The organism is Legionella jamestowniensis, assembly GCF_001467745.1.
GTDB classification, from domain to species: Bacteria; Pseudomonadota; Gammaproteobacteria; order Legionellales; family Legionellaceae; genus Tatlockia; species Tatlockia jamestowniensis.
This window is the reverse complement of the sequence record NZ_LNYG01000013.1, coordinates 727,342-740,628: the sequence shown is the minus strand read 5'-3', so window position 1 is coordinate 740,628 and position 13,287 is coordinate 727,342. Positions and strand designations below refer to the sequence as shown.

The window sequence follows — 13,287 nt, the reverse complement described above, 5'->3', positions numbered from 1 at the left end:
TTTTATTTCTGCAGTACATAAGTACCTGGTGCAGCGGGTAGTGAGGCATTTATGACCAACGCAGGAACGCGTTTTTTGGTGGACTGTTGCACTAACCAATCATGCCATTCTTGCCACCAGGAGTCTTCTTGTTTTTCTGCAATCGCGAGCCAACTCTCAGGATTGAGATAAGCATCACCTTTCTTGCTCTCATGAACCCGATAAGAACGCCCCGGATGACCCGGTTCACTCACAATCCCTGCATTATGTCCGCCACCGGTGAGGACGAAGGTAATGTCACCCTCCGTCATCAGGTGGATTTTATAAACAGACTGCCAAGGCGCCACATGGTCTTTTTCAGTACTGACTGCAAAGACGGGCAACTGAATGTTTTCAGCAGCCACCGGCTTTCCTTCCACGGTATAACGGCCTTCTGCAAAATCATTGTTTAAAAACAGTTTTTCAAGGTATTCGCTGTGCATTTTATAAGGCATCCGCGTGGCATCCGCATTCCAAGCGGTTAAGTCAATCATCCCACGCCGCATCCCGTGCATGTAGTCTTGAACCATTTTGGACCAAATTAAATCGTAGGCACGCAACATTTGAAAGGAACCGGCCATTTGTTTGGTATCAAGATACCCTTGTTCTCCCATCATGTTTTTAAGGAAAGCCACTTGGCTTTCAGTAACAAAAAGCATTAATTCCCCGGCTTCAGTAAAATCCCCTTGGGCTGCAAGAAGGGTGAGGCTATTTAAGCGTTCATCCTTATCTCTACTCATCGCGGCCGCCGTAATCATGGCTAGTGTGCCACCTAAACAATAGCCCATCAGATTAATTTTTGTTTGAGGCAGAGTGGCTGATACCGCATCAATCGCAGCCATGGCGCCTTGGCGATAATAATCATCCATTCCTAAATCACGATCCTCTTTGTCGGGGTTACGCCAAGAAATGATGAATACGGTATGGCCTTGCCTTACGAGCCACTTCACCAAGGAATTATGAGGCGATAAATCCAAAATATAATATTTCATAATCCAGGCAGGGAGAACCAGTATGGGCTCTTTATACACGGTTTTAGTCAGAGCTTCGTATTGAATCAATTCGATTAAATGATTTTGAAACACCACTCGTCCTGGGGTAATCGCCACGTCTTTGCCCGGGATAAAATGTTCAGAGCCTGTAGGTGGTGCGCCCGTTAGCTTTTCTAAGGAGTCTTCCATAGCGATTTGGCTGCCTTGAATGAGATTAAGTCCCCCAGTGCGAATGGCTTCATGAAACAAATCAGGGTTAGACCAAACACAATTGGAAGGGGACAGGGCATCAAGATATTGGCGTGCCCAGAATGAAACGGTGCGTTCCACTTGGCTGGGTAGCCCAGGAACTTTGGTTGTGGCACGTCGCCACCAATCCTCTACCTGCAAAAATCCTTCCGCATATAAGCGCCAAGGCATAGGCTGCCAACTGTCTTTTTTGAAACGTACGTCTTTGCCACCAGCAGCACGATCGACACAAATGATATTATTAATGCAATCATTAGCATGAAAGACAGGATAAAAGGCCAGTTCCCATAATACTTCTGGAGATTGTGCCAATTGCCAAAGCCATGTGGAATAGGACGAGCCTAGCGCTGCAGGACTTATCCCCGCAGTCCATTTAGCAAGGTTTGCTTGAAATAACTGACCGAAAAAAGCAAAGGCATTATCAGTAGCGTCTGCATCACTGGGTGCACAACAAGAATCTAAACCTTCTGAAGATTCTTCCTGCTGAGTTAATAGGATTTTCTTGGGACAGCATTGCTTTTCTAGTCCATTCATGGCCTATATCCTTGGCATTATATAAGTAGATAATCAATCAGATACATACAATAATAGCAGAATATTTAACCTACCCATTCAGTTCAGGGGATATCTATTCTTGTATGGGGATGCTAAATAATGACACTTTGAGGAACTTTAGCTATTTCTTTCCTTGCTTGGTAGTAATGATCACTTTCTTGACTATGGACTATAGTCAATGGTTTATTAAGCCATTTAAATACCTTAAAGCAATTTATTGCAATAGCGGATTAATTATTTTAAGCAGATTATTACCACCTATCAAAAACAAGAGGAAGAAGTAGCCGAAAATATGATAGCAGGTGACAAGTGACTTTAGCTCGCAAATCAGGTATGCATCTTAGCCATCACTATGCAAAATGGTGAATTTATTTTACTCAATTGAAAGCGACATTAATTTTATATTTTTACAATTAATACTTTTATTCGTAATCAAAGTAAGTAATAGTCTTATATGGGTATGTTAAAAGCACGCTAAATAAAAGGAATTATAGATATGAAAATTGTTTATTTAATAATTAGCTTTATGATTCTTCTTTTGAATTCGGGCTGTGGAGGATTACGTCAAGTAAATGAAGATGCGAAAAATGTTAACTTGTATTTTTCCTATCCTACAGGAAATTGCCGTTTCTTAGGGATTATTAAAAATCCAAATGTACATGAAGTTATGGATATCCGCTCCTCTTTAAAAGATCTAGAAAAAGATGATAATAATTTTTTAAAAAATGAAGGCGCGAAGTTAGGAGCAAATGTTATCGTTCTTGTAACACATACACCAAGGGAATTTCATAAGAGATATGTAAGGGGATCAAAAAACTTAACAACTATTAATATCCATTCCGTAATAGCTAATGCATATTATTGTCCCTATGTGAAAATTGACCAATTACAACAAAGAAATTTAGAAATTAAGCAAACTCCATTATTTGAAAATGATGACCTGCAGATAAATTATTAAAAAATCCAGGGTCCTATCTGGTAACAGGACTACATTACTGTAGCCCCGTCCCATAAGAACGGAGCATGCGACTTTAGCCGCACTCCGCTCAAGCCTTCGCAAGGCCAACTTTGGTTGACCCAACCATCCAGTCTACTTCATTTGATGATAATAAGGAGGTTGATGCTTTATCCCTTGTTTCTAGCCGCTATAGTTTCAAGTAGCGCTGGCGCTTCTTAAAATATTCTGTATAGGCTGGAACATAGGGTGTTGCCTCTACCCTTATTTTGGTATGTCTTCTAATAGCAACAGAACTCATTAAAAATAAATCCATATAGGTGCTTTTGCTATCTTTATTTGGGTTTCTCGCAGTAAATATCCAATCTCGTGCACCCTGAGAGCGAAAGTACTTCTTTTCCCTCCATGCTGTACTTTTTCTCGGGCGTCTACGATGAACCAATCTCCACAAGGCTTGGTGTATTTGATGATCGATAAATCCAAACGTCTTTTTATCAGAATCGGTTTGGCCTTGTATTCCGGCAAGCCATTTATAAACCAGATATAACGGTCCATGTAACCAAACAATTCCATGCACAGGTATCTGATTTAACTGAGGCAACGAGTAATGTAAGGTTACCCTTCATCGGTAAAATAAATTTTAAACATAAGGCCATCTGTTACAAGGCCATTTTAATCCTTTCCTTATCTCTAGAAAAACTGCTTCATTTTATTTTTCATTGAGATAAATGATTATAATCCCGTTAAAAATAAAAACAGTAATAGCATCCGCCTCATACACATCCTTATTACGGTACCGTGCATCCATTTTTTAATTAAAAATCCCTGCCACACACTCTAATGCAACGTAAAGGAAACACCATGCAAAAAAATCGCTCCTAAGATGAGGAAAATGAATAGGGCGATGACAAATCGCAAATGCCTCTTTTTTCTAAAGAGAAACATGAGGCCAATTAACAGAATAACAAATACACCCAAAACGCCTATAAACCATGCATTGAGTTCCATTATTCATCCCTGAGTAGATTATAAAATCCCTTGTTATCCATTTTGGTGTATATGGCCACCATCACCACCAAAACCACCCTCATAAGCTCCTTCAGGATGAGTCTCGGCAGGGGTTGTTTTATTACAAGACATTAAACCGCATCCTAAAATGAGTAAGCCAATAAAAACAAAAATTGTTTTAAATCCGATAGGGTTCATTTACATCTCCATTTCCACAAATAAAAATCGTTGCATCGGTCATCATAACATACTGAATCCTATGATGTCCTGCTTAACGAAACCCTAAATGAATCTCTCCAGAGGCATGATAGGAAACAACCTCTTACCATTTTAACTGGTGTTTTTATTTTGAAAATTCAACAATCGCAAACCATTCGCAACAACAATGAGACTTGCTCCCATATCGGCAAAAACCGCCATCCAAAGTGTCGCCAACCCAGCCAAAGCCAAGATGAAAAAAACAACCTTGATAGCAATCGATAAACTGATATTTTGACGTAGCACCCGAGCTGTTTTATGACTTAAATCGATAAAAAAAGACAGCATCGCTAAATTATCGTTCATCAGGGCCACATCCGCTGTTTCAAGTGCGGTATCAGTCCCTTTTCCCATCGCGAAACTAATCGTTGCCTTTGCAAGTGCAGGGGCATCATTAATGCCATCACCAACCATACCCACGGTGTGGTAATGAGCCAACAGGGCGTTCATGGCATTCAGCTTCTCTGTAGGCAAGATATTGGCATTGACTTCATCAATTCCCACCTCTTTGGCAATAGCGGCAGCGGTGACGGCATTATCTCCAGTTAACATGGCTGTTTTGATGCCACGTTGATGCAAGGATTGGATGGCTAATTGGCTGGTTGAACGAAGGGTATCCGCTACTGCAAAAATAGCCAACACGGTTGTGTCATTACTTAAAATAACTGTGGTCTTTCCTTCTTGCTCTAACTGAGCAAGTTGTTTTTCGATACCGGAATTACACACCCCATTGTCTTCAGCCAGCTGATGATTCCCAACAAAATACTGCTCATTATTGACGCTCCCCATGACGCCCCGACCAGGAATTGCTTCAAACCGACTCACCGTCAATAACGACCCCGTTGGTTGTTCTTCTCGCCAGTATTCGACCAAAGCGTGGGCAACAGGATGTTCGGAGTGACTGTCTAAACTGGCTGCCAAGAGCAGTAAATCACCTTTGGTTTGCGTGCTTTCATAGGCAATAAAATCCGTGACCACCGGCTTTCCTTCAGTCAGTGTTCCCGTTTTATCCAGCGCAATGAGTTTTAACTGATAGCCGATTTCTAAATAACTTCCGCCCTTGATAAGAAGTCCGTGATGAGCTGCCGCTGCCAAGCCACTTACTACGGTCACAGGCGTTGAAATAACCAACGCACAAGGGCAAGCGATTACAAGCAAGGTGAGTGCCTTATACAGCCAATCATAAAAAGGATACCCCAATGCAATTGGTGGAATCAGAGCAACGGCTACTGCAATGAGCACCATGATTGGCGTGTAATATTTGGCGAACTCATCAACAAATCGCTGGGTTGGTGCCCGCTCTGCTTGTGCTTGTTCTATTGCTTTGCCAATTTTAGCCAACAGGGTATCGCCTGATTCTTTGGTCACCTTCACTTCAAAGGAGCCTCGCTCATTGAGCGTACCGGCAAACACACTGTCTCCTGTTTGTTTGCTCACAGGCATCGACTCACCAGTAATGGGCGCTTGATTAACGCTACTTTGGCCACTCACAATAACGCCGTCCAAGGCAATCCGCTCACCTGGCTTAACCAGGATAATTGCACCTGACTTGATGTTCTCGACCGCTAATTTTTGCCATTTTCCTTCCGTCGTTTTGACGGTTGCTTCATCCGGTGCAATCTGCATCAGGCTTCGAATGGCTAATCGTGCTTTATCCAATGAGTAGCGTTCAATACGCTCAGCCAATGCAAATAACACGGTGACCATCGCCGCTTCCGGCCATTCGCCGATGAGTATGGCACCTGTTATTGCAATCATCATCAAGCTGTTGATATTCAAGGCTTTCGTGCGCAGAGCAAGCCAACCCTTTTTGAAGGTAGGCGGTCCACTTATGGCCATAGCCACTAATGCCAATGCCGCTACCCAAACTGACTTCTCGGTCCCAAATAAATAGGAGAGCACTTCCGAGAAAAGAGCCAACAATCCAGCTACAGCAAGCCACCACCAAGAAAAATCATTGGCCTCTTTTGGGCTATCACTTTTAGTGCTGCTTTTGGTGCGAACACTCATGCCCAATGCTTCAATTTGTCTCTGGAGTGGCTCAATCGTATTTAAACGATGATGAATCGTCACTTCTTCGGCAATGAAGTTAAAATCCATCTTTTCGATTTCCGGAATTGTTTGTAATTGTCGCCTAATTAATTGCTCTTCAGCAGGACAATCAAGCCCTGCAACAAAAAAGGTCGTTAAGGTTAAAGGTGTTGTCATAATGATTTCCCACATTGACTGCAATGACGTATCTAAGCAGTGTTTATTTTCTTAGTGAGGTAATTTATTGATTACATTGCACTCAATACTCTCTCGAGTCGTTCCTTCACTTCAAGAGCAATATGATTTATCTCCGAATTGCTGACTAATTCCAATACTGCTTTAGGATCCATAAATTCAACATATACGTTGCCAAGGTTATCTTGACGTACGACTACATTACAAGGTAGAAGCAAACCTATAGAGGGTTCCTTAGCTAAAGCATGATGAGCAAATTGAGGATTGCATGCACCAAGAATTTGATAAGGAGGCATATCTTGATTTAACTTTTTTTTCAGCGTTGCTGATACATCTATAGTGGTCAGGACTCCAAATCCTTCTTTTTGAAGCCCTTCTGTAACTTTTTTTACTGTATCGTCAAAAGAATATAATACTTTTTTTCCAAATCCATATTTAATATGTTCCATTTTTTAATCCTCGATTTTTTATAAATTACTAAGATAATTCTAATTATTAACTCTAAAACACTCAGATATTACAAACTGTGTATCTCTCAGCATAAATTAGGTTTCCTCGCCTGATTTCTTCATCAATGGCTTTTTACGTCGCTCATGAAACACATAATACAAACCAGGCAATACCAACAAAGTCAGGAAAGTCGAAGAAATAATACCGCCAATCACCACCGTGGCTAAAGGCCGTTGCACTTCAGAGCCTGTACCGGTCGCTAATGCCATTGGTACAAAGCCCAAAGAAGCCACTAAGGCTGTCATTAATACCGGACGAAGACGCGCCAGTGAGCCTTGCAATACCGCGTCTTTTAAATACATTTTTTTTTGCTCGTGTAGTTTATTGATAAAAGTAATCATTACCAAGCCGTTTAGCACCGCAACTCCTGATAAGGCAATAAACCCGACTCCCGCGGAAATGGATAAGGGGATCCCCCGTAACCATAAGGCGAGTACACCGCCTGTTAATGCTAAAGGAATGCCGCTAAACACCAAAAGCGCATCTCTTACTCTACCAAAGCTCATAAACAGCAGTAGGAAAATGCCCAATAAGGTAATAGGCACTACAATTTGTAGTCGTTGAGAGGCCGATTGCAATTGTTCAAATTGCCCACCCCAGGTTATCCAATACCCACTGGGTATTTTGACATTTTGCTCAATGCGTTGTTTGGCCTCATTGACAAACGAACTTAAATCACGATTTCTTACGTTCGCACTGACGACCACGCGACGTTTACCGCTTTCGCGACTGATTTGATTAGGGCTCTCGCTTCTCACCATTTTCGCCACTTCATTCAGAGGAATGAAATGGCGCTCACCGTCTTTAGCAGGAGGCAAAGGAATAAAGATTTGTCGTAATACATTCGGATCGGAGCGCAATGATTCAGGTAGGCGTACAATTAAATCAAAACGTTTATCTCCCTCAAAAAGCTCCCCACCTTTTTTGCCGCCTGTAGCAATCACAATCGCATCTTGCACACTACCTATTTGTAAACCGTAACGGGCGAGCATATCGCGATTAATCGCAATGGTTAAAAGCGGCAAGCCACTGACTTGCTCGACCTTGACATCTGCAGCCCCGGGTACCTTTTTTAATTGCGCACTTATCGATTCAGCTATTTCTAGCAAGGTATCCATGTCATCGCCGAATACCTTCACCGCCACATCGCTTCGCACCCCAGAAATAAGTTCATTAAAACGCATTTGAATCGGCTGGGTAAACTCATAATTATTACCAGGAATTTGTTGTACCGCCTGTTCAATTTCCTGCACTAACTCTTGCTTGGTTTTTTTGGGATTGGGCCACTCTTTTCGAGGTTTTAAGATAATAAAAGTATCTGCCACGTTCGGTGGCATGGGATCGGTGGCTACCTCTGCCGTTCCAAGTTTTGCAAACACGTTTTTGACTTCAGGAAATTGCCGCACCCGTTCTTCCACCAAATCTTGCATGGCCAGGGCTTGAGTCAAACTGGTGCCTGGAATGCGCATCGCATGCATCGCAATATCGCCTTCATCCAGGCTTGGAATAAATTCCCCACCTAAGCGATAAGCAAGGAGCAAACTGATGACCACTAAAACCACTGCCGCACTAATGACCCATCGCCTTGCATGAAAACTACGGCGTAACACTTTAGCATAGACTTTTGACAGGTGATGCACGAGCCAATTTTCTTTTTCCTGGACACGTCCTCGAAGAAAAATTGCAACGGCTGCAGGAATAAACGTCAATGCAAAAAGCATGGAGGCCAACAAGGCGATGATGACGGTTTGAGCCATCGGTAAAAACATTTTTCCTTCCACACCCGTTAACGTTAAAATCGGCAAATAAACCACCGTAATAATGAACACGCCAAAGATGCTGGGCCTTATGACTTCGGTGGTCGCATAGGCAATCACTTTTAAGCGCTCTTCCAGATTTAAAACTCGCTGCAGTGCATGCTGTTGCTCACCTAAATGTTTAATGCAGTTTTCAACGATAATGACCGCACCATCCACAATCAAACCAAAATCAAGTGCTCCTAAACTCATTAAATTGGCACTGATTTGATTACTCACCATGCCGGTGATGGTGAGTAACATGGATAAAGGAATGACCATCGCCGTAATAAGGGCGGCCCTAATATTTCCCAAAAATAAAAATAAAATGACACAAACTAATAAGGCGCCTTCAAGAAGATTGTTCTTCACCGTATTAATCGTGGCATTCACCAGCAAGGTTCGATTATACACCGTGACTGCTTCAACACCTTGAGGCAAGGATTTGTTAATGTCTTTCATTTTGGCGGCCACGCGCTCAGAAACGGTTCGGCTGTTTTCTCCCATCAACATAAACACCGTGCCTAAAACCACTTCTTTACTGTTCTCTGTTGCAGCGCCTGTACGCAACTCTTTACCTAAAGCAACATCTGCCACATCACGGATACGAACCGGTGTGCCTTCAAAACTGGCAATCACAATATTTTCAATGTCCGGAATATTTTTTACTTGACCGGGCACGCGAATTAAGTTTTGCTCCCCATTGGTTTCAATGTAACCTGCGCCCACATTGGCATTATTGCGCGTAAGCGCTTCTACCACATCGTTCAAACTTAAACGATAGCGAACCAGTTTCATGGGATCGGGCGTAATATGAAATTGCTTTTCATAACCACCAATGGTATTGACCTCCGCAACGCCTTCCACATTTCGTAGTTGAGGCTTAATAATCCAATCCTGAATGGTACGAAGTTCAGTGGGATTGTAACGCTGGGACACAGGCACATTAGGTTTATTGGTGACAGTATACATAAAAATCTCACCAAGACCTGTCGATATGGGGCCTAGAGTGGTTTCCGCTTCGGGCGGTAGTTTATCCCTAACCTCTTGCAAACGTTCATTAATTAACTGACGCGCAAAATAAATATTCGTGCCGTCTTTAAAGACCACCGTGACTTGCGATAACCCATAACGCGACAAAGAACGCGTATAATCGAGATTAGGTAGCCCACTCATCGCTAACTCAATAGGAAAAGTAATGCGTTGCTCCACCTCAAAGGGCGAATAGCCTGAAGCTTGAGTATTAATTTGCACTTGCACGTTGGTAATATCAGGAACGGCATCAATGGGCAAACGTTGAAAGTTGTAGACGCCGAGCGCTGCAATCACCAAGGTGAATAAAAGAACAAACCAACGATGTTTTAGAGAAAAGCGAATAATTTTTTCAAGCATCTCAATCCTTAGTGCTCATGGCTCGCGCCTTCCTTGCCTAACTCAGCCTTCATAAAAAAGCTGTTTTTACTGACATAACGCTGGCCAGCATCAAGCCCTGACACCACTTCTGCCCATTGGTCGTCTTTTTCACCTAAAGTAACGGGTGTCGCTTCAAAATAATCCCCTTGCTGGACAAAAACCACCTCTTGTTTATCCATGCGCTGGATGGCCGAAAGAAGGACCGCCACTGGTACTTTTTTTTCTTTAATGGTAATGGCCGCATTCACATACATTCCTGGTAACCAGACTCGTGGTTCGTTAGATAAAACCGCACGTGCTAACGTGGTTTGACTGTCTTCGATGCCTAAAGGTGCAATGTAAGAAATCGTGCTGGTGGACTTTGGTTGTCCTTCATCGCCCGTGACAGTCACTTCCATCCCTTGCTTCACAAGAGGGGACTCTTTGCGATACAAGGTAAAATCGGCCCACACCGTGGCTAAATTGGCCACCTCATAAATGGGTTTGGTGTTTTGAGCCAACTCGCCATTCGTTGCATATTTTTGCACAATAGTCCCAGTCATTGGGGCAGTAATGCTGTAGTTTTGCAAACTCTCATTGCTTTCAATGGTGACTAATACGTCTCCTTTAGTGACTTCATCACCGAGATTTTTAGTCATTGATTTAATGATGCCCGAATAGCGTGCATAAATAGGAGTTAGGGTGTCGCGATTAGGAACAATTTTTCCGACCACCTTTAATTGGGTCTTAATGGTTTGGCTCTGAGCTGTAGCAATTTGAATGTCAGCCGCTTTTAGAATGCCTGATACTATTTTTACGCGACCTTCATAGCTTGAGTAACGCCAATTGTAACGTGTTCCATTAAGCTCTAATTGCACCGTCACATCAAAAGAATGAGGTTCTCGAATCACTTGATTGCTTTGTAAAAAATGCTCAACAGGAATAAAGGTAATCTCTTCTTTTTTGTCATTGAAGCGGAGCAATTGAACCGTTAAATGGGCCTTATCGGGTGAAATCAACTCTCCATTTTGATAAAGATAAGCACGAAAATGAGGAGGCATCCCTCGTTCAAATATTAACAGCTCAAGGGCTATGTTCCCTTCTTTTAGCAAACGTCCCCCATTGGGCCCTTTTTCCATGGTGTCTTGGTGATTGTTTTCCTCAACCGCATGAGTATCTCCACTTGCCCATAATGAAAAGGAACTTAAACCAAATAAAAGAATCAGTAATGGAATCGGGAGAATGAATAACTTTAGAAATTTCATTGACTCTCCTTAACAGGATTTAATCCTAAAAGCCCTACCAGCTGAATTAGTGCTTTATGATAATCCGCATGGGCTTGCTGGTAATGACGCTCTTCTTCATACAAGGTATTGAGTGCTGTGAATAACTCAATATACGTGTAACGCCCCATTTGATAACCCTCTTGCGCGAGTGTTATTGATTTACGTGCTAAAGGTAATAGTGAATCGGTGACTAAACTCGCTTCATAGTGACTTTGCTGGGCTTGTAAAAAGGCATTGTACACATTTTGACGCACATCAAGTCGCGTTCCTTGAAAGTCATGGGACGTTTGCGTGTATTGCGCCTCTGCAGTCAGGATTTTGCCTTGATTTCTATTGTAAACTGGCACTTCCGCAAAAGCGGACATCACGGCAGCATTACTGCCGTCATCAGAAAAATGACGGCCACCGAGTTGTATGTTTAAATCCGGCCAAACGGACTTTTTTACTGCCGTAATCGTCGCACGCTTGGCTTGCAATTGCAGTTGCATTTGCAGGAGCTGCGGGCTTTGAGGTAAGTGTTTTAATAATTTGGGCCAATTAAGTGAAATGCCCGGCAAGCCCTTATCCACCAAGGGTCTATCTATTCTTAGCCCGTCACCTAATGACCGAGCCAGTTTGGCTCGTTGGAACAACGCGTCACGTGCCGCTTTATTTTCCTGAATTCGAGCCTCACCCAACCGTATTTGGGCTAATCGCAAGTCCAATTCAGACCCAGCACCTGCCTTAACCCGTCGTTCAATGGCTGCCACAATGTCTAGATTCAGTCGAATTAGTTTTTTCGTCACGCGATGCCATTGCTCCGCATACAGCGCGTCCACGTAAGCTACCCCAACCGCCACATACAGGGTGGCCTTTTGCACTTTAATCTGGGCAAGAGATGCTAAGTAATCCGCATAAGTTGCTTTTTTTAGATACTGAAGGCGATGCCCCAAAGGAATGGGTTGAGTGGCGGAAAAAGTTGTTTCTGCTGCTTCATAACTACTATAACTACCTGAACCACCAAAATTTTCGGCAGTTAAAGTTAATTGCGGATTGGGATAAAGACCGCTTTGAATAAAAACCCCGCGCATCGCTTGGGCTCTATCGATTTCTGCTTGCAATTCAGGGTTATTTCGGTAAGCAATATCTAATGCTTGCTTAAACGTTAGTGGAGCAGCAGCCATCACTTCATTACAAAGGAAGTGTATTAATAGAATAATGGCTAAACCGATGTAACGCATCCCTCACCTTTTAAAAAATACCATGCCCAGTATCACTTATTTAGTGTATCCTGATTTGCTTTAAGAGAATACCCTCTGTACCCTATAGAATGGCAAAAATTAGCTTAATAATTCACTGGAATCATTGAATTTCTTTTATGCAGTGAATAATTAACAGCTCTATCCAGGTGATGATTCGATGCGGATTCTTTTTTTAGGTGATGTATTTCTCGTGTTGGCCAGTATAGTGGAGGCCAAACCATTGATTATTGGGGTAGACGACACGCCCCCTTTGCTATAAATGCCGATAAAGGCCATTTCTTTGGTTTTGATATAGAGCTTATGATCAAAGTAACATGATTTCAAAAAACCATTAGTGTATCCATGAAGAAAACACGTCTCTCTGGATTCAATAAATTTTGGTTAAATTCACTTTAATGGCGCCCAGGACCGTGCACATGGGGATGGTAACCTCCAAATCGTCCTTTTCTTGGCTCTTTATTTTGGCTTTCTTTGGAGTCGACCGACGCACAAGAAGAGCATAAAGAGATAACGAATAAGAGAATGAAAAAAAGACTTGTTTTTAATGAGCGTATATGGCACATAAATAGATACCTCCTGCCAAAAATATTTAAGTATTTAGGTTAAGTCAACGTTAATTAATAGAGATTTTAATGCTCATCACTATCTTTCTAGTTTCGCTTATTTTTCAATGACATTCCATAGCCATGCCCTATGAATGGTGCACGATAACAGTATTGTTTTTTGTGTGTAATGGACGTTTAATCAATATTTTATTCGTGAGTGATTTTACCAGTATTAGCATCTATCTTTAATTCAACT

Annotated in this window: 9 protein-coding genes; 1 reads left to right on the top strand and 8 read right to left on the bottom strand. The window is 42.3% G+C overall.

Annotation, left to right across the window (positions count from 1 at the left end):
* Nucleotides 1-2: 2 nt before the first annotated feature.
* The gene (locus Ljam_RS07640) at nt 3-1,793 is read right to left on the bottom strand and encodes a PHA/PHB synthase family protein (protein WP_014842619.1); all 1,791 of its coding nucleotides are present in this window, start codon (nt 1,791-1,793) and stop codon (nt 3-5) included.
* 517 nt (nt 1,794-2,310) lie between these two features.
* On the opposite strand from Ljam_RS07640, the gene Ljam_RS07635 reads away from it, so the two are divergent.
* Nucleotides 2,311-2,772: a DUF4156 domain-containing protein gene (locus Ljam_RS07635; protein WP_014842618.1), complete on the top strand. Its 462-nt coding sequence runs from the start codon at nt 2,311-2,313 to the stop codon at nt 2,770-2,772.
* A 187-nt stretch (nt 2,773-2,959) separates the two neighbouring features.
* Here Ljam_RS07635 and Ljam_RS14940 read toward each other — a convergent pair whose 3' ends face one another.
* The 7 genes from Ljam_RS14940 to Ljam_RS07605 all read right to left on the bottom strand — a co-directional run bounded on the left by Ljam_RS14940 (nt 2,960) and on the right by Ljam_RS07605 (nt 12,465).
* Nucleotides 2,960-3,346, bottom strand: coding sequence for a group II intron maturase-specific domain-containing protein (locus Ljam_RS14940; RefSeq protein WP_061393961.1), 387 nt, complete (start codon nt 3,344-3,346; stop codon nt 2,960-2,962).
* A gap of 464 nt (nt 3,347-3,810) precedes the next feature.
* Entirely contained in the window at nt 3,811-3,975 is a 165-nt protein-coding gene (locus Ljam_RS15370; protein WP_014842616.1) for a hypothetical protein, read from the bottom strand.
* A gap of 132 nt (nt 3,976-4,107) precedes the next feature.
* The gene (locus tag Ljam_RS07625) at nt 4,108-6,243 is read right to left on the bottom strand and encodes a heavy metal translocating P-type ATPase (protein ID WP_014842615.1); all 2,136 of its coding nucleotides are present in this window, start codon (nt 6,241-6,243) and stop codon (nt 4,108-4,110) included.
* Nucleotides 6,244-6,314: 71 nt separating this feature from the next.
* Nucleotides 6,315-6,710, bottom strand: a complete 396-nt coding sequence (locus Ljam_RS07620; protein WP_014842614.1) for a DUF302 domain-containing protein — start codon at nt 6,708-6,710, stop codon at nt 6,315-6,317.
* Between the two features lie 96 nt (nt 6,711-6,806).
* Nucleotides 6,807-9,959 carry an efflux RND transporter permease subunit gene (locus Ljam_RS07615; protein WP_014842613.1) on the bottom strand — a complete coding sequence of 1,051 codons (3,153 nt, stop codon included), beginning with the start codon at nt 9,957-9,959 and terminating at the stop codon, nt 6,807-6,809.
* 8 nt (nt 9,960-9,967) lie between these two features.
* Complete coding sequence (locus Ljam_RS07610) at nt 9,968-11,224, bottom strand: efflux RND transporter periplasmic adaptor subunit (protein ID WP_014842612.1); 1,257 nt, start codon at nt 11,222-11,224, stop codon at nt 9,968-9,970.
* Nucleotides 11,221-12,465: a TolC family protein gene (locus tag Ljam_RS07605; RefSeq protein WP_014842611.1), complete on the bottom strand. Its 1,245-nt coding sequence runs from the start codon at nt 12,463-12,465 to the stop codon at nt 11,221-11,223. Before Ljam_RS07605 ends, Ljam_RS07610 begins: the two co-directional genes overlap by 4 nt.
* Nucleotides 12,466-13,287 lie beyond the last annotated feature (822 nt).